This is a genomic window from Vibrio sp. 10N.261.55.A10 (assembly GCF_041470825.1).
In the GTDB taxonomy this organism is placed as follows: domain Bacteria; phylum Pseudomonadota; class Gammaproteobacteria; order Enterobacterales; family Vibrionaceae; genus Vibrio; species Vibrio crassostreae_C.
Window position 1 is genome coordinate 109,704 of the sequence record NZ_JBFRNC010000030.1, and the last position, 17,372, is coordinate 127,075.

Genomic DNA, 17,372 nt, shown 5'->3' on the forward strand with positions numbered 1-17,372 from the left:
GAATCTCGAATCTCGAATCTACTTATAGATGCACAGCATGTTTAGGTAGCTATCGGTTAAGCTTGAAAGCTCTTCAGGCGTTTCCACACGTTTCGCTTGAATGAACAGCGAGTAGCAGATGCCGTGGAATAGGTTCGCAAGATGTTTAGGGTCGTGATCGTCGCAAACTTCGCCGCGTTCAATCGCTTTGCTAAACATGTTTTGTACTAACATTTGGTTAGTGCGGTTAGTTGTTACGAATAGCGGCCATACTTCATCACGAGTCGAAGCGCTCCATTCGAACCACACGTTTAACCAATGGCTATCTTGAGCCACTAACGTCACCATTTCAGTCGCAATATTATGTAGGTTTTGTTTTGCGTGAATATCCAGATCGATATTGTCTGAAAGGAAGTTAGAGAATTGGCGTACAACGTGATTTAGTACTTCATCAACCAGATCTTCACGGGTTGGGAAGTAGTTAAATACCGTTGCGACAGACACCTGAGCGATGTCTGCAATATCAGCGTGTCCACCACGACCGATGCCGCGGCGAGAGAATACCTCAAGAGCGATTTCCATCAATTGAAGTTTTCTTTTTAAAGGTGAAAGCCTAGTTCTAGGTCTCTTAGATATTGAGTCCATTTTATTTTCCTTGCCAACGAAATTTTTATATTAATGATTTTATTATTATTTAAGCCAAGATGAGTGTAATGGTGCATATGCGAATGGTCAATCCTTTCAGCTTGTTTTATAGACAGTTACATCAAACTTGATACATAAAGCGTGATCAGCATTGATGTGAAAGGAGACGAGTATTGGATAAGGCACCAGCGCACATTTCGTGGAGAATCTGACAGTAAATTCGAACCATAAGGTGGTGTGGGTATTTGAGCAGTGCTAGACTTACGCACAAAATTGAGCGACACAACTGACGAAACTGTCAACATTCGTCGCAATCACCAAATAGAATGAGAGCAGTATGAAGCATACAGTTGAAGTCATGATCTCTGAGCAAGAAGTTCAGGATCGAGTGAACGAACTAGGCAAACAGATCACGGAACACTACAACGGTAGTGAAGATCTAGTTTTAGTTGGCTTATTGCGTGGATCTTTTGTCTTTATGGCAGATCTTGCTCGTGCTATCGATTTAACTCACCAAGTTGATTTCATGACCGCGTCTAGCTACGGCAACGGCATGGAAAGCTCACGTGATGTTCGTATTTTGAAAGATCTTGATGATGATATCCAAGGTAAAGACGTTCTACTTGTAGAGGATATTATCGATACAGGTAACACGCTGACTAAAGTAAAAGAGATTCTGAGCCTACGTGGTCCTAAGTCTATCGAAATTTGTACGCTATTAGACAAGCCTTCTCGCCGTGAAGTGACTGTCGATACAAAATGGATTGGTTTTGAGATCCCAGACGAGTTTGTTGTTGGTGTTGGTATCGACTACGCACAAAAATATCGTCACCTACCGTACATCGGTAAGGTAGTACCTCAAGAGTAATCATTACGCTTGTGGTTTAGAAGTCATTAAAAAGCCCGCTTGATGCGGGCTTTTTGTATATATGACGGAATGGGTTAGCTTTGTTGACTAAGAAGAGGCGTCGTTAAGATCTTGTTTAATGCATCTAAGTGACTGTTCTCTAAAGTATCGTTACTTGAGCAACGTACGCCAAGGTCCTGTAGCTTGCCATCGCCAATACCATAAACCACACCATGGATTTCAACGTCTTGGCCACGCTCCCACGCATTTTGCATAATGGTTGAGTTACCTAGGTTATAAACCTGTTCTGCGACGTTAATTTCGCATAACTTGTCACCCCATTGCTCACGAGGAAGCCCCTCGATTTGCTTGCGGTATTTTAGGTAATTGTCACGGATGTGCAGTAACCAGTTGTTGATAAGACCAAGTTTAGGGTTATCAATCGCCGCGTTAACACCGCCACAACCGTAGTGACCACAGACAATAATGTGTTTCACTTTAAGCACATCTACTGCGTACTGAACAACAGATAGACAGTTTAGGTCTGTATGAACCACTTGGTTGGCCACGTTTCGGTGAACAAACAGTTCTCCAGAATATAAGCCAGTCAGGCGCTCGGCTGGAACTCGGCTATCTGAACAACCTATCCATAGAAAACCAGGGCTTTGACCCTCTTCAAGCGTTGTAAAATACTCAGGTCTTTCAGAGCGAATTTCTTCAGACCATTTGGAATTGTTCTCAAAAAGCTGTTTTATTTCTGGCATTTTGCGTCTTACATCCCTTAATTAAGAATCTCAACTATACACAATGTTACAAATTCAATCTCGTAAAAACTGCGTCAAAATGTACTCATCTGACGTGTTCTAGTACGGAAAATCATAAACTTAGCCCACTATCAATAATCCGGTTATCAGACATGAATAATGTGATTGAATTAACACTTTCTGAACACTTGATACATTTGCTAAAGTGATAAGGTTTGTCATTTCATCATCAGGAAGGTGTGTTTTGTTTGGAAGTCGTTTTACGGATATCAATCTCAAAGGGGATATGTTTGGCGGTGTAACTACAGCCATCATCTCGTTACCTTTAGCATTGGCATTTGGTGTTGCTTCTGGCGCGGGAGCTGAAGCTGGCTTGTGGGGCGCCATTATGGTTGGCCTATTTGCAGCATTGTTTGGCGGTTCGAGTAGTTTGATTTCTGAACCTACCGGCCCGATGACGGTGATCATGACTGCCGTAATGACGAGTATGGTTGCTAAATATCCTGAAACGGGTATGGCAATGACCTTTACTGTCGTGATGATGGCCGGTGCATTCCAGATATTACTTGGTACGTTAAAGCTAGGAAAATACGTCACTTTGATGCCATATAGCGTGATCTCCGGATTCATGTCGGGCATTGGCGTTATTCTGATTATCTTGCAGCTGTCTCCATTGTTAGGGCATGCCGCTCCATCCGGTGGTGTAATGGGCACGCTCTCTGCTTTACCTGATACGCTAGCAAACTTAAAAGTGAGTGAGCTATTTCTAGGTGCTCTGACACTCGGTATTCTTTTTGGCTTCCCCGCTAAGTATCGTAAGTATGTGCCTGCTCAACTGGTCGCGTTAGTGGCTGTAACGCTCTTGTCCGTCATTATTTTTGATACCGACTCTATTCGCCGTATTGGTGAAATCCCAGCTGGTTTACCTTCCCTCGTTATCCCTACGATCAGCGCTGAACAGTTTACTACTATGGTTATCGATGCCTTGGTGCTTGGTACATTAGGTTGTATTGATACGCTTTTGACCGCGGTTATCGGAGATTCATTGACTCGTAAAGAGCATGACTCAGACAAAGAGCTTCGTGGCCAAGGCATTGCCAATATGATCTCTGGCCTGTTTGGTGCACTACCTGGCGCGGGTGCTACTATGGGGACTGTAACCAATATTCAGGTGGGAGCGCGTTCTCCGCTTTCAGGTGTTATTCGAGCTTTAGTACTTGCGCTCGTGGTATTGGTTGCAGGTGGTTTAACAGAACCGATTCCTATGGCAGTGCTGGCTGGTATCGCGATGTATGTTGGTTTCAATATCCTAGATTGGAGCTTTATCCAGCGCGCACACAAGGTTAGCTATGCCGGCATGGGCGTGATGTACGGCGTGATGCTATTGACTGTGTTTGTTGACTTGATTATTGCCGTTGGACTGGGTGTGTTTATCTCGAATATTCTGATTATTGAAAGATTAAGCCGAGAGCAAGCCAGACAAGTTAAGGCGATCAGTGATGGTGATGATGAAGACGATATCCCATTGACTGATAGCGAACGTCAGTTACTCGATAGTGCCAATGGTAAGGTGCTATTCTTCTACCTATCAGGGCCGATGATATTCAGCGTTTCAAAGGCGATTTCACGTCAGCACTCAAGTATCTCTGACTATGAAGCGATGATTCTAGACCTGACAGATGTACCTATGATTGATGTCACTGTTGGCCTAGCGCTAGAGAATGCGATTAAAGATGCATTGGATGCGCAGTGTGAGGTGTATCTGCTGTGTCCTAATGAGAATACTCGTCAACAACTAGAGAAGTTCCACGTGATTGACCTAGTACCTGAATCCAACACTTATCGATTCAGATATGAAGCCCTGACGGCAGCAACAAGCTATGTCGACAGAGATGAGCATCAATTTGAGTCAGTTTAATTTTTCAGTAATAAGCTGATATTAATGACCTGATATGAATAATCTAATATGAATAAGCTATAGACGCTCACTTCAAGACTGATCATTAATGCCGTTAAGTGAATCACTTAGCGGCATTTTTATATTTATTGAACGTTGATTTAGTCTTCACCTAGCCAAGACGCTTATTTGTTTTCGAAAGAAACTCTCACACGATATTTGTATTAATCGTCAATCAACGATAAACTTGTTTGCAAAATGGCCGAGTTAACAAGTTTGGGTTAGTTTTCTGCTAGCTCGTTTTAAGCATTACTCTCTTCCTCAAGCTCGGTCGTCTACATCTTATCTATAGCAAATGGCAGTCTATCTCTATGTATGCATTAGAAATTGAGCAATTAAGAAAAACTTATGCTGGGGGCTTCGAGGCTCTTAAGGGCGTTAGTTTACAAGTAGAAAAAGGCGACTTTTACGCACTACTTGGTCCCAATGGTGCGGGTAAATCAACCACCATTGGTGTTATCTCTTCACTGGTAAATAAAACGTCAGGCAAGGTTAAAGTGTTCGGCTACGACATTGATACCGATCTGGAATTGGCGAAGCAGAACTTAGGCCTTGTGCCTCAAGAGTTTAACTTTAACCCGTTTGAAACCGTTGAACAGATCGTGCTGCAACAAGCGGGTTATTACGGCGTGCCAAAAGCATTAGCGAAAGAGCGAGCGAAAAAGTACCTATCTCAACTCGATCTGTGGGAAAAGCGTGGCGAACGCGCGCGTAACTTGTCTGGTGGTATGAAGCGTCGTTTGATGATCGCGCGTGCATTGATGCATGAACCTCATTTGTTGATCCTTGATGAACCGACAGCAGGCGTTGATATTGAACTACGTCGTTCAATGTGGGAATTCCTAAAAGAGATCAATGAGAAGCAGGGCATTACCATTATCTTGACCACGCACTACCTAGAAGAAGCAGAAATGCTGTGTCGCAACATTGGTATCATCAATCGCGGTGAGCTGATTGAGAACACAACAATGAAAGCGCTGTTGGGCAAATTGAGTGCTGAGACCTTTATTCTGGATCTGGAAGAGGGCACGACTGAACCTAAGCTTGAAGGCGTGAATAGCCAAGTGATGGTCAATGGCTCGCTAGAAATCGAAATCGACAAGAACCTAGGTTTGAATACCATCTTTGCTCAATTGAGCGAGCAACAGGTTAAAGTCCTCTCTATGCGTAACAAAGCAAACCGTCTAGAAGAGCTATTTGTGAGTATCGTCCGTGAGGGGAGTAAATAATATGTACAGCCTATATTGGACCGCTTTCTGCAGTTTGTTGACCAAAGAGATCAATCGCTTTACTCGTATCTGGGTGCAGACTCTGGTGCCGCCAGCGATTACCATGACGCTTTACTTCATCATCTTCGGTAACCTGATTGGTGCGCGTATTGGTGAAATGAACGGCTTTAGCTACATGGAATACATTGTTCCCGGTCTGATCATGATGTCGGTGATCACCAACTCATATTCCAACGTTGCTTCATCGTTCTTTAGTGCCAAGTTCCAGAAGAACATTGAAGAGCTGCTTGTAGCGCCTGTTCCTAACTACGTGATTATCGCCGGCTTCGTAATGGGTGGTGTGGTTCGTGGCTTGTTAGTGGGTACCATAGTAACCTTCGTGTCGTTGTTCTTTGTCGACTTACAAGTTGACCATTGGGGCGTGATCATTGCGACGGTATTTTTAACGTCGGTAGTATTCGCTTTGGGTGGCTTGATTAACGCGGTATTCGCACGCACGTTTGATGATATCTCTATTATCCCAACCTTTATCTTAACGCCGCTGACGTACCTTGGTGGTGTGTTCTACTCGATCAGTCTATTGCCTGAATTCTGGCAAGGTGTATCGAAGTTGAACCCTATCGTGTACATGGTTAACGCGTTCAGATATGGCTTCTTGGGTGTGTCTGATGTGGGGATCGTGACGTCGTTTGGCGTACTAGGTGTGTTTATCGTGCTGTTGTATGGCATTGCACACTACCTAGTGACAAAGGGTATTGGCTTACGTAGCTAACCTTTGGTTCATCTAAGTAACAGGTAAAGAAAAAGGTCGATATAACATCGACCTTTTTTTGTTTTGCGTTAAGAGCAGAAGCCGACTATTCAGTCGTTTCTTCTTTCACTTCTTCTTTGGTTTCCGTTACCAAATCGAGAACTTGGTTATCGATAAGACGCGTCTTACCTAGGAAAGCCGACATTAGAATCACTGCTTGAGTTGATTCTGAAGTGATCGCTTGCAGAGTTTTAGCATCACAAATGAAGATTTCGTCAGGTTGAAGATCTGCAGCGCGTAGCTGGTCAGTAGCATCTTCAATCACTGATGCGTAATCATCGCGACCACCACGAATAGCGCTGCTGATCCAGCGCATAGTACGCGCTAAAACGGGCGCTCGTTGGCGCTCGTCAATCGTTAGGTTGCTATTGCGAGAGCTCATTGCCAAACCATCCATTTCACGAACGGTCGCAACGCCGACAACTTCAATGTCTAATGCTAAATCAGTGGTCATCTGGCGAATAACAGCAAGTTGCTGAAAGTCTTTCTCGCCGAAGCATGCAAAGTCTGGCTGAACGATATTAAACAGTTTAGTGACAATGGTTGATACACCACGGAAGTGACCTGGACGAGAGGCACCTTCAAGCATGTGAGATATGCCAGGGACCTCAACAAACGTCTGCTTGTCTAATCCATCTGGGTACATCACCTCTGGCGTTGGTGTAAATACTAGCTCAACCCCTTCACCTGTTAGTTTGCTTAAATCTGCTTCTAACGTTCGAGGGTAGTTGTTTAGGTCGTCTGCACGGTCAAACTGCATTGGGTTTACAAAGATGCTTACCACAACGATGTCGGCCAGTTCACGAGCTTTCTTTACCAGAGTCAGGTGGCCTTCATGCAGGTTTCCCATTGTCGGTACAAAAGCAACCGTACGTCCATCACGCTTAAACTGTTTAATCTGCTCACGAAGAGCCGCTATTTCAGCAAAAGTTTGCATACTTACTCCTAAGCGATTGTATGAGCTTCATCAGGGAAGCGCGCGCTCTCTACTTCTTCTTTGTATAGAGCTACTGCCTTACGCATATCACCTGTTTCTGCTAGGAAGTTCTTAGAGAACTTCGGCATGTAGTTCGCAGAAATACCGAACATGTCATGCATAACCAAGATCTGACCATCGGTAACATTACCTGCGCCGATACCGATAACCGGTACGTCACAAGCTTCTGTAATTCGTTTTGCCAATGAAGCTGGCACACATTCAAGTAGAACGATTTGAGCGCCTGCGTTTTGCAGTGCTAACGCGTCAGCAACCATTTTGTCGGCTTGCTCGTCGTCACGACCTTGAATCTTGTAACCACCAAAGATGTTCACAGATTGAGGCGTTAAGCCTAAGTGCGCACATACTGGTACTGCGCGTTCTGTTAGCATTTTCACAGTATCAACCAACCAGCTTCCGCCTTCGATTTTTACCATGTTCGCGCCAGCACGCATCAAGGTAGCTGCGCTCTCACAAGCTTGTTCTGGCGTTGCGTAGCTCATGAAAGGCATGTCAGCCATAAGAAGACAGTTCGGGCTACCAGCACGCACTGAGCGAGTATGGTAAGCAATGTCTTCAACAGTTACTGGTAATGTATCGTTATGGCCTTGTAAAACCATACCCAGTGAATCACCGACAAGCAGAACTGGCATTTCTTGGCTTTCGAATAATTGAGCAAAGCTCGCATCATAAGCTGTCGAAGTCGCGAATTTACGGCCTTCACGTTTGCATTTGATCAGGTCGTTAATGGTTACTTTTTTCATTGGTTTTCCTTAATGCGCTTGGCTATTGTTGCCAAACATTGAGCCCGTTCTTATCTACTATTTTCAGTAGTTCTGTCAGCTCAGTCCCATCAGGGAGTTGTAAACTTGGTGCGATTTCAGCAAGCGGGTAGAGTACAAACTCTCGTTCTTTCATTCCATAATGAGGAACGATTAAGCGCTCTGAATCGATCACCTCATTGCCGTATAGCACAATGTCGAGATCCAAGGTTCTTGGTCCCCAACGTTCGTCTTTACGGACACGCCCTTGCTCTAGTTCGATCTTTTGAGTGCAATCAAGCAGTTCAATTGGCGTTAATTCGGTTTGGATAGCGACTACCGCGTTGATGTAGTCTGGTTGATTTTGCGGTCCCATTGGAGTGCTACTATATAGCTGAGAGGTCGCAATAAACGTTGTTCGCGGTAGGCTTTTTAGCGTTTCGATAGCCAAATTTGCTTGGCTAACTGGGTCGGCAAGGTTGCTGCCGACCGCAATGTAAGCAGTTATCATTCTGATTGCTTACTCTTTTTGTTTCGGTAAGTCTTACGGCGACGATGGCCTGACTTTGATGGTGCTGCAACGTCGTTAGCCATTGCTTGACGCATGTTACGACCTGCAGTCTGATAACGCTCCCACCATTTTGCTAACTCTTTGGTTTCGCCACCTTCAATCTCACCACGCATTTCTAGGAAATCGTAGCCTGCACGGAATTTGTTTAATTCCATTAGACGAACAGCGCGTTTACCGTTGCGACGAGGCAGTCGAAGTTGCAGTTGCCAAACTTCGCGAATGGTTGCTGTGTGACGACGAGGAATCGCAATAGACTTTACTTGCTGATCTAGAATGATGTTACTCGCTTCCATGATCGCATCGTAGTGTGCCATACCCTGTTCAGCGACAAGTTTGTCTGCCAGCTTGTTCATTGGGTACCAAAGCATAGCTGCGAACATGAATGCTGGGTTTACTCGCTTACCATCTTCGATGCGAAGGTCGGTTGAATCGAGAACCAAATCAAGCATCTGCTCTGTGTGTGAGTCGTAATCTTCGGTGAAGTGCTCCGCTACCGCTGGGAACATCTGTTGGAATAGATTGTACTCGCGCATCAAGTGGTAGGTTTCTAAACCGTGACCTGATTGCAGTAATTTCAGAGACTCTTCGTAAAGGCGCGCTGCTGGGATATCTCTTAGAAGGTGAGCTAACTCTTCAATCGGGTCAGCCGTGTCTTCTTCGATGTCGAAATCCAGTTTAGCGGCGAAGCGCATTGCACGTAGCATACGTACTGGGTCTTCGCGGTAACGCGTTTCTGGATCGCCAATCAGGCGGATCAGTTTATCTTCTAAATCTTCTACACCACCCGCGTAATCGTGGATGCTGTAGTCTGCAATGTTGTAGTACATCGCGTTGATTGTGAAATCACGACGCTCTGCATCTTCATCAACACTGCCGTACACGTTATCGCGAAGTAGCATGCCTTCTTTCGATTGTGCAGAAACGTTCTTCGATGGTTCTTGGTGGTGACCACGGAAAGTTGCCACTTCAATGATGTCGCGACCAAACATGATATGTGCCAAGCGGAAACGGCGACCGATAAGACGACAGTTTCTGAAGAGGTGTTTGATTTGCTCTGGCGTTGCGTTGGTCGCAATATCAAAATCTTTTGGCTGAGAGCCTAATAAGATATCGCGCACACCACCACCGACTAGAAATGCGTCAAAACCCGCACCATTCAGGCGATATAGCACTTTTAGTGCGTTGTCGCTGATCTGCTTGCGTGAAATATTGTGCTCTTGACGAGTATAAATATTCAGAGCTAATTCGTGGAATCCGCGTTGTTCGCTTGGGGTATTGTCGTTTGTATTCATTAGTTTAGAACAAAGTAGGTATCGCCAACTTTGTTTTTCTCTTAGTCCAAAGTGGTAGTGCAGAGTTTAATTGCGGCTAATAATAGCTTAGCGCGAGCCATTTGAGAACATCGTCTGCTTAACCACAGTGGTTGGTTATGGCATTTTTATGTGTCGTTTTTGCTATTTGCAGTGAGTTTCGAGCTAATTACAGTGCTCTTTTTGTAAACTATCAGGTAACTGACTGACGTTCCATTGTTGGCAGCCCCACAATAAAATCTCATCCATTGAAGCCTCATAAAGGGCCGTCGGGATATCAAAACCTAAGAATCGCATCGCGTTGAGTAACGTTGGTTTTGGGTTGTCTAGATCTATCGCGGTGGCATGGTTCTGTTTTGACAGTTTATTCCCCAAGCCATCGGTTGCCAATGGTAAGTGCAAGTAGCTCACTGTTTTTTGCTTGAGCGTCTTATACAAACTGATTTGTCGACCGGTGGGTTCTATCAGATCTGCGCCTCTTACGACTTCTGTTACTCCTTGTTCGATGTCATCAAGGACAACGGCCAAGTTATAGGCAAACAATCCATCTCTGCGTTTAATAATAAAATCTTCTACAGCTAGTGCTTTAGGGATTTGAATGGTGCCGTGGCGAACATCATCAAAGGACTCTACTGGAAAGTCCATGCACAAGCGCACCGCCTGTTCACCTAAATCGATTAGGCCTACATCTCGACAGTGACCATTGTAAAAGCCGCCCAAAGCCTTTATCTGCTTGCGGGTGCATTGGCAGTAGTAGGCTTGATTGTCAGCAACCCATTGATCGATTTGAGCTTGATACAAGTCATGACGTTGGCTTTGATAGACGACTTCACCATCCCAAAATAGATGGTAAGCCTCAAGCGTCTTAAGAATGAGGTCTGCAGCGCCGGCCATTTCTCTTGGTGGGTCGAGGTCTTCCATACGAACTAACCATTTTCCTTGGTTAGATTTCGCTTGAAAGTAGCTACCAAGAGCAGCAACAAGTGAGCCAAAATGAAGAGGACCTGACGGTGATGGTGCAAAGCGCCCGATATAATTCATGAGTGAACAACCTAATCTAAATGGTACCGCAGTAGCCGATTCTTAAGACGTTTGACAAGAGCTTTAATGCCTAGAACTAAGCTTCAATCTATAGAACAAGGTTTGATGTATAGAACTAAGGCTTAAAGCTGCTATTTACTATCAAGCGTGTGAAATACTTCGCTTGGATAACAAACAAAAAAGGGAGCCAAGGCTCCCTTTCTTTACATCTGCAAGAATTAACCTTGCATCTGTTTTTCTTTGATCTCTGCAAGTGTTTTACAGTCAATACAAAGATCAGCAGTTGGACGAGCTTCAAGGCGACGAATGCCAATCTCGATACCGCAAGAATCACAGAAGCCGAAATCGTCTTCTTCGATCTTGTCTAATGTCTTCTCAATTTTTTTGATAAGACGACGTTCACGGTCACGGTTACGTAACTCTAAGCTGAATTCTTCTTCTTGAGAAGCACGGTCAACTGGGTCTGGGAAATTCGCTGCTTCGTCCTGCATGTGGTGCACAGTACGATCAACTTCTTCCCTGAGCTGGTTGCGCCAAGCTGCTAAAATTTTTGTAAAATGTTCCGTTTGCTCAAGTGACATGTACTCTTCACCTGGCTTCTCTTGGTACGGTTCAACACCTGCGATGGCTAGGATGCCTAGCGCTTTTTTCTTAGATTCTGGCATACAGCATCTCCTATTTACACCTAGTCAACTGCAAAGCAGCTAATTTTAAGGCGGGTATCTATAGCAGAAAGAACGAATGGTGGCAAATACTCTTATTCAAACTTGCAATCAATGTGATTAGTTCAGCATCTTTGCTTCGCTATTGATAAATTCAACAGCTTGTTTTAGTTGTATTTGAGTACTGCTGAGCTCTGCTTTATAGCAAAGCACTTCAACTCCAGCGTCTTGTGCTTGTTTTAGTAATAACGAATATTTGGCGTCTATATGGTGTGCCGCAGACACTTTTTCAATACCTGAATGTAAAACAGTGAATAAAAGTACGGCTCTATTTCCAGATTCGACCATTTCTGTGAGTTCACGCAGATGTTTTTGGCCTCTGGTTGTGACCGCATCAGGGAAAAAACCTTGCCCTTTAGTTGACGTTTCTTGCTCGTCGAGCAAAGTGACGCTTTTCACTTCGATATAGCAAGGCGGCTTTTCGTTATCTTCAAGCAGAATATCAATGCGACTATTCTCACTGCCATATTTCACTTCGGTTCGTAACGCGTTATAACCTAAGAGTTCAACTATAGTCCCATTTTCAATTGCTTCCACTGCTAGCTGGTTTGCCCGCGCAGTATTTACACAAATACGATGACCTTTGTCTGTTTCTGAGATCTCCCAGCTGTTTGGGTACTTTCTCTTTGCATTATCGGAGGTTGAGTACCACACCGTATTGCCAGGAGTCGCACATCCTGTCATCGCTCCAGTGTTAGCGCAGTGGATAGTGCGCTCGCTACCGTCTGGAAGTTGGATGTCAGTGAGAAAGCGTTTATAGCGTTTAATAAGAGTCGCTGGCTCTAATGGAGGATTGAAGTGCATATTACTTATTTAGACAGGTAGGTTTTTATGTACAATGTTGCCAACATTACACCACAAGGTTCTCCCATTGCCACAACTGCCCATAGAAGCTGTGATGCCAGATCTGCTCGCTGGCGTAGAAACACACACTCAACTTATTCTAAAGGCCGATCCCGGTGCGGGTAAGTCAACATTCTTCCCTTTACAGTTAGTTAAGACCAACGCCGTTCAAGGCAAAATCATCATGCTTGAACCGAGGCGTTTGGCTGCAAGGAATATTGCTACTTACTTAGCGAGCCAATTGGGAGAAAAGGTGGGAGAGAGCATTGGCTTTAGAGTTCGTGGTGAATCTAAAAGCAGCAGTGCGACTCGCTTAGAGATTGTTACTGAAGGGATCATGACAAGAATGATCCAAACCGACCCTGAATTAACTGGGGTTGATATGGTGATCTTTGATGAATTTCACGAGCGCAGTATTCACGCCGATACCGCATTGGCGTTTAGCTTAGAGATCCAAGAGGCGTTGCGTGACGATCTGAAAGTGGTAGTGATGTCGGCAACTTTAGATCAACAAGCTCTGCAAACTTTGCTGCCGAATGCCAAATACGTTGAATCACAAGGTCGCACCTTTCCGGTCGATTTCCGTTATCAGCCTCTTAGTGCAAATGAATATCTAGCCCCTAAAATGGCTAACGTGATTCTCTCTCTGATGGAGAAAGAGTCAGGCTCACTTCTGGCCTTTTTGCCGGGCGTTTCTGCGATTAAGCAGGTGGAATCTCAACTAGAACAATTCGCCAATGATATCGATGTGTGTCCTCTGTATGGGCAACTCAGCTTTTCTCAACAGCAGAAAGCGATCGCGCCATCAGAGAAAGGGCGTCGAAAGGTGGTGTTAGCGACCAATATTGCTGAGACTTCTTTGACGATTGAAGGTATTCGATTGGTGGTTGATTCCGGGCTTGAACGTGTGGCGAAGTTCGATCTGAAAACCGGTATTACTAAGCTTGAGCAAGTGAAAATCTCGCAATCTTCAGCTGAACAACGAGCGGGCCGTGCGGGACGAATTGAAGAGGGCTTGTGCGTTCGTTTGTACAGCGAAACGCAGCTGATGCAGCAACCAGCTATACCAGAACCTGAAATTCTTCATTCTGATTTGTCTTCGCTGGTGTCTGAATTGACGCAATGGGGCGCTGCGAGTGCTGATGAACTGCAATGGTTAGACGTTCCACCCAAAGCTTCTATCGGGCAAGCCAAGCAACTCTTACAGACTCTTGAATTGTTAGACGATAATGGTCAATTTACGGCATTAGGAAAACAGGTCCAACGTTTAGGTCTAGAGCCTCGTATTGCCAGCATGTTGGTTAAAGCGCAGCAAGGTAGTCCTGCTCTGTTGAATGTCGCGATTGTTGCTGCTGCTTTGCTGGAAGAGCCGGAGCGCAATGTGACGGATATTCAACACTCTTTGCATCGACTTAAGCAAAGAAAACATTCCAAAAATAGCGTTGTGATGCAGCGAGCGAAAAGTCTCGCGAGCAAACTCAATCATCACTTAGATTTGTCACAAGCTGACGAATCATTGCTACCATTAGTGCTTTGTTTTGCCTTCCCAGACCGGATTGCACAAGTGAGAAGCGCGACCAGCAGTGCTTTCCTTTTGGCGAATGGCCACGGTGCTGAGGTTCGTGATGATGATCCACTGGCGAACAATAACTATATCGTAGTGATTGATTTGATGCGCAGCACAGGGCGAGCCAGTCAGATTTTCTTAGCCACCGCGGTTGATATCGCACAGTTAGAAGCTGAATTTCCAAAACTGTTTGTGCGTTCCGATTACGCCGATTGGGATGAGAAACGTGGCCGTTTAGTTGCTGAGCAGCGTGTATCTCTGGGCAAGTTGATTATCAGCACCAAAGCTTTACCTGATCCCGATGCGAATCAGGCGAGCCAAGCGCTGCTCAATTATGTCGCTCGATGCGGGCTGGATCGCTTAAATTGGACAGCTTCGGCTAAGCAGTTGGTTGAGCGTGTGCGCTGTGCAGCACTTTGGATGCCTGAGCATGATTGGCCAGCGATGGACGATGCGAGTTTGATTGAACACCTTGATGAGTGGCTATCTCCCTATCTGAATGGCATTAAGTCGGCAAAAGGGCTGGCTAGTGTTTCGATTGAGCAAGCATTGTCGGCTTATCTTGGCTGGCCTTTGAATCAAGAAATCGACCAATGGCTGCCAACACACTATCTGATGCCAACAGGCAGCAAGAAGGCCATTCGTTATCAATATCAATCTGAACCAGTGATCTCAGTGCGAATGCAGGAAGTCTTTGGCGAACAAGACTCGCCATTGATCGCGCAAGGGCGTAAAAAAGTAGTGCTTGAGCTACTTTCTCCAGCACAGCGACCACTGCAAATTACTCAAGATTTAGCCGGCTTTTGGGCTGGTGCGTACAAAGAAGTACAAAAAGAGATGAAGGGCCGTTACCCAAAACATCCTTGGCCGGATGACCCTGCTAACCATGTAGCAACCACTAAAACCAAACGACAGTTGAATCGATGATGACCAAAATGTTAACGCCAAAAAAGGCACCACCTAAAAAAGCGCCAGCAAAGAAGTCACCAGCGACCAAAGCCAAGCCAAGAAAACCAAGAGCGGCTGCGAAAAAGACCAAACCTAAGGCTAAGAAATCTGGCAAAAGAGGTTGGTTGAAGATCCTATGGGGCATTTCTTGGAAAGCGGGCTTAGCGCTTGCGGCATTGCTGTTGTTCGTCGGTATTTATCTTGATTCTGTGGTCAAACAGCGCTTTGAAGGTCAGCTGTTTGATTTGCCAACCGTGGTTTATGCGCGAGTGCTAGACCTGTCTCCGGGAACTCCGGTGAGTTTGGTTCAGGTTAAGAATGAGCTCGATGTACTTAATTACCGTAAGGTGAACGCGCCTCGTCACCCAGGCGAATACTCTTCTTCTTCGACCAAGATTGAAATGATTCGTCGTCCGTTCGAGTTTGTTGATGGACCGGAAGCGGATCGTCATGTGATGCTGCACTTCAATGGTAACGAATTAACTCGCATTCAGTCGCTGGAGAAGAAAGGCGACATGGGCTACCTGCGTGTTGAACCGAAAATGCTTGGCATGCTTGAGAAAAGTAACGATGAGCAGCGCCTGTTCTTAAAACGCAATCAGTTCCCAGAAGTGATGGTTGATGCCTTACTGGCAACCGAAGACCGAAACTTCTATCAACACGATGGTGTGTCGCCACTGGCCATCGCTCGTGCAATGGTCGTTAACGTCAAAGCTGGGCGAACGGTACAAGGTGGTAGTACGCTGACACAACAGTTGGCAAAAAACCTGTTCCTGTCCAGTGAACGTACATTGTGGCGTAAGGTTCGTGAAGCCTACATTGCACTTATCTTAGACCATCGTTACAGCAAAGACCGTATCCTAGAGGCTTACTTAAATGAGGTTTATCTTGGACAGAATGGTGGGCAAGCGATTCATGGCTTCGGTTTAGCGTCTCGTTTGTATTTTGGTCAACCTATTCAAGAGCTGCGCATCGATCAGCTAGCACTGCTGGTGGGTATGGTGAAAGGACCGTCGTATTACAATCCGGTTCGCTATCCTGAGCGTGCTAAGACTCGACGCGATCTGGTTCTTCGCTTATTGATGCAACAAGACATCTTAACTCCGCGACAATACGAAGAGGCGGCGAGTCGTGATTTGGATATTCAAGACAACCCACGCATTGCTAGCCGTCAGCCCGCTTATTTCCAACAAGTAAACATTGAGCTTAAGAAGTATGTCGGCGATCGATTTGAGACGAAAAAAGGGATTCGAGTCTTTACCTCTCTGGATCCGGTATCTCAAGACAAGTTAGAGAAGTCGATTGCTCGTAAGGTGCCTGATTTATCGAAAACCGCAGGTAATAAGCTGGAAGCAGCAGCTATTGCCGTGGATAGAAATACCGGTGAAATCCGGGCGATGGTCGGTGGTAAGCGTACTGGCTACGATGGCTTTAACCGTGCCTTGAACGCGAGTCGCCCAATTGGTTCTTTGGTCAAGCCTGCAATTTACTTAACCGCACTAGAGCAGCCTCAGAAGTACACGTTGGCGACAACATTGAAAGACACGCCACTGAGCTTGAAAGGCAGTAAAGGTAGCGTGTGGAGCCCGAGAAACTTCGATCGTAAGTTCCGTGGCGATGTGCCTTTGTATGTGGCGCTTTCTAAGTCTTACAACGTACCTACTGTTCGTTTAGGCATGCAATTAGGCATTGATAGTGTCTCGGATACGATTGGAAAACTGGGGGTCGATAAAAATGAGATTCGCCCAGTGCCGTCGATGTTTTTGGGTTCGTTCTCACTGACTCCGTTCCAAGTTGCGCAGATGTATCAAACCATTACCAATTCTGGGCGTATAGCACCTTTGTCTGCGCTTCGCTCAGTTGTTGATAACGATGGCGAGGTTCTGTATCAGTCGATCCCTCGTGTATCACAAAGCGTTGACCAGCAAGCCGCTTGGCTTACAACCTATGCAATGAAACGTGGCGTGTCGGAAGGCACGGGCCGTTTCCTACAAGGTCAGTTTGCATGGGCAGGGTTAGCTGGTAAAACTGGCACTAGTAATGACAGCCGAGACAGTTGGTTCGTGGGCGTAGATGGCCGTGAAGTGACGACCATCTGGCTAGGACGTGATGATAATAAGCCGACTAAGCTTACTGGTTCGAGTGGTGCGTTACGTGTTTATGCCGATTATCTCAAACAGAGAACACCCGAGCAGTTATTACTGCCTTGGCCGACAGGAATTGTCACCGCTAACTTTACTCGAACTTCTGAAGGGGCTTTAGAGTTTGATTGTGATGGTGCAGTTAAACTGCCACTTTGGGATGAGGGTGGAAACATTAAAAAGGGCTGTGAAAGTCAACCAAAACAGTGGCTAAAGAAGCTTTTTCAGTGGTAAAGTCGTAACAAGAAAGAATGACAAGG

General features: G+C 45.5%; 15 protein-coding genes. 6 read left to right on the forward strand and 9 right to left on the reverse strand.

Translation table 11 applies throughout. The features are described from left to right. Positions 1-18: 18 nt before the first annotated feature. On the reverse strand, positions 19-624 hold the full coding sequence (locus tag AB4274_RS10260) for a LuxR/HapR/OpaR family quorum-sensing transcriptional regulator (protein WP_019824386.1): 606 nt from the start codon (positions 622-624) through the stop codon (positions 19-21). Between the two features lie 337 nt (positions 625-961). Here AB4274_RS10260 and hpt point away from each other — a divergent pair, with 337 nt between their 5' ends. Next, positions 962-1,492, forward strand: coding sequence for a hypoxanthine phosphoribosyltransferase (hpt, locus tag AB4274_RS10265; protein ID WP_017059438.1), 531 nt, complete (start codon positions 962-964; stop codon positions 1,490-1,492). 74 nt (positions 1,493-1,566) lie between these two features. Here hpt and can read toward each other — a convergent pair whose 3' ends face one another. Further along, on the reverse strand, positions 1,567-2,235 hold the full coding sequence (gene can / locus AB4274_RS10270; protein WP_017063246.1) for a carbonate dehydratase: 669 nt from the start codon (positions 2,233-2,235) through the stop codon (positions 1,567-1,569). Positions 2,236-2,521: 286 nt separating this feature from the next. Here can and AB4274_RS10275 point away from each other — a divergent pair, with 286 nt between their 5' ends. The 3 genes from AB4274_RS10275 (at position 2,522) to AB4274_RS10285 (ending at position 6,193) form a co-directional block, all read left to right on the forward strand. Continuing rightward, on the forward strand, positions 2,522-4,153 hold the full coding sequence (locus AB4274_RS10275; protein ID WP_017063247.1) for a SulP family inorganic anion transporter: 1,632 nt from the start codon (positions 2,522-2,524) through the stop codon (positions 4,151-4,153). Positions 4,154-4,503: 350 nt separating this feature from the next. After that, positions 4,504-5,421, forward strand: a complete 918-nt coding sequence (locus AB4274_RS10280; protein WP_017059435.1) for an ABC transporter ATP-binding protein — start codon at positions 4,504-4,506, stop codon at positions 5,419-5,421. A gap of 1 nt (position 5,422) precedes the next feature. Beyond that, positions 5,423-6,193, forward strand: coding sequence for an ABC transporter permease (locus tag AB4274_RS10285; protein ID WP_010435987.1), 771 nt, complete (start codon positions 5,423-5,425; stop codon positions 6,191-6,193). A gap of 85 nt (positions 6,194-6,278) precedes the next feature. Here the strand turns inward: AB4274_RS10285 and panC are convergent, their stop codons facing one another. The 7 genes from panC to sfsA all read right to left on the reverse strand — a co-directional run bounded on the left by panC (position 6,279) and on the right by sfsA (position 12,417). Beyond that, positions 6,279-7,169 carry a pantoate--beta-alanine ligase gene (panC, locus tag AB4274_RS10290; protein ID WP_017059434.1) on the reverse strand — a complete coding sequence of 297 codons (891 nt, stop codon included), beginning with the start codon at positions 7,167-7,169 and terminating at the stop codon, positions 6,279-6,281. Positions 7,170-7,177: 8 nt separating this feature from the next. Beyond that, positions 7,178-7,972, reverse strand: a complete 795-nt coding sequence (gene panB / locus AB4274_RS10295) for a 3-methyl-2-oxobutanoate hydroxymethyltransferase (protein ID WP_017059433.1) — start codon at positions 7,970-7,972, stop codon at positions 7,178-7,180. A gap of 22 nt (positions 7,973-7,994) precedes the next feature. Next, positions 7,995-8,480: a 2-amino-4-hydroxy-6-hydroxymethyldihydropteridine diphosphokinase gene (gene folK / locus AB4274_RS10300; RefSeq protein WP_108214326.1), complete on the reverse strand. Its 486-nt coding sequence runs from the start codon at positions 8,478-8,480 to the stop codon at positions 7,995-7,997. Beyond that, the gene (gene pcnB, locus AB4274_RS10305; protein WP_017059432.1) at positions 8,477-9,832 is read right to left on the reverse strand and encodes a polynucleotide adenylyltransferase PcnB; all 1,356 of its coding nucleotides are present in this window, start codon (positions 9,830-9,832) and stop codon (positions 8,477-8,479) included. The genes folK and pcnB overlap by 4 nt, the downstream gene beginning before the upstream one ends. Positions 9,833-10,015: 183 nt before the next feature. Continuing rightward, positions 10,016-10,891, reverse strand: coding sequence for a tRNA glutamyl-Q(34) synthetase GluQRS (gene gluQRS / locus AB4274_RS10310; protein WP_372072864.1), 876 nt, complete (start codon positions 10,889-10,891; stop codon positions 10,016-10,018). 218 nt (positions 10,892-11,109) lie between these two features. Further along, entirely contained in the window at positions 11,110-11,556 is a 447-nt protein-coding gene (gene dksA, locus AB4274_RS10315; RefSeq protein ID WP_017059430.1) for an RNA polymerase-binding protein DksA, read from the reverse strand. Positions 11,557-11,673: 117 nt separating this feature from the next. Beyond that, entirely contained in the window at positions 11,674-12,417 is a 744-nt protein-coding gene (sfsA, locus tag AB4274_RS10320; RefSeq protein WP_372072866.1) for a DNA/RNA nuclease SfsA, read from the reverse strand. A 34-nt stretch (positions 12,418-12,451) separates the two neighbouring features. Here sfsA and hrpB point away from each other — a divergent pair, with 34 nt between their 5' ends. Next, positions 12,452-14,950, forward strand: a complete 2,499-nt coding sequence (gene hrpB, locus AB4274_RS10325; RefSeq protein WP_372111953.1) for an ATP-dependent helicase HrpB — start codon at positions 12,452-12,454, stop codon at positions 14,948-14,950. Then, complete coding sequence (gene mrcB, locus AB4274_RS10330; RefSeq protein WP_372111955.1) at positions 14,947-17,346, forward strand: penicillin-binding protein 1B; 2,400 nt, start codon at positions 14,947-14,949, stop codon at positions 17,344-17,346. The genes hrpB and mrcB overlap by 4 nt, the downstream gene beginning before the upstream one ends. The last annotated feature ends 26 nt before the right edge of the window (positions 17,347-17,372 follow it).

Bases quoted from the DNA above. Each gene is read 5' to 3' on its own strand.
- panC (WP_017059434.1), bottom strand. From the start codon at position 7,169: ATGCAAACTTTTGCTGAAATAGCGGCTCTTCGTGAGCAGATTAAACAG.
- folK (WP_108214326.1), bottom strand. From the start codon at position 8,480: ATGATAACTGCTTACATTGCGGTCGGCAGCAACCTTGCCGACCCAGTT.
- AB4274_RS10280 (WP_017059435.1), top strand. From the start codon at position 4,504: ATGTATGCATTAGAAATTGAGCAATTAAGAAAAACTTATGCTGGGGGC.
- AB4274_RS10275 (WP_017063247.1), top strand. From the start codon at position 2,522: ATGTTTGGCGGTGTAACTACAGCCATCATCTCGTTACCTTTAGCATTG.
- AB4274_RS10260 (WP_019824386.1), bottom strand. From the start codon at position 624: ATGGACTCAATATCTAAGAGACCTAGAACTAGGCTTTCACCTTTAAAA.
- can (WP_017063246.1), bottom strand. From the start codon at position 2,235: ATGCCAGAAATAAAACAGCTTTTTGAGAACAATTCCAAATGGTCTGAA.
- sfsA (WP_372072866.1), bottom strand. From the start codon at position 12,417: ATGCACTTCAATCCTCCATTAGAGCCAGCGACTCTTATTAAACGCTAT.
- panB (WP_017059433.1), bottom strand. From the start codon at position 7,972: ATGAAAAAAGTAACCATTAACGACCTGATCAAATGCAAACGTGAAGGC.
- gluQRS (WP_372072864.1), bottom strand. From the start codon at position 10,891: ATGAATTATATCGGGCGCTTTGCACCATCACCGTCAGGTCCTCTTCAT.
- AB4274_RS10285 (WP_010435987.1), top strand. From the start codon at position 5,423: ATGTACAGCCTATATTGGACCGCTTTCTGCAGTTTGTTGACCAAAGAG.
- dksA (WP_017059430.1), bottom strand. From the start codon at position 11,556: ATGCCAGAATCTAAGAAAAAAGCGCTAGGCATCCTAGCCATCGCAGGT.
- hrpB (WP_372111953.1), top strand. From the start codon at position 12,452: ATGTTGCCAACATTACACCACAAGGTTCTCCCATTGCCACAACTGCCC.
- hpt (WP_017059438.1), top strand. From the start codon at position 962: ATGAAGCATACAGTTGAAGTCATGATCTCTGAGCAAGAAGTTCAGGAT.
- pcnB (WP_017059432.1), bottom strand. From the start codon at position 9,832: ATGAATACAAACGACAATACCCCAAGCGAACAACGCGGATTCCACGAA.
- mrcB (WP_372111955.1), top strand. From the start codon at position 14,947: ATGATGACCAAAATGTTAACGCCAAAAAAGGCACCACCTAAAAAAGCG.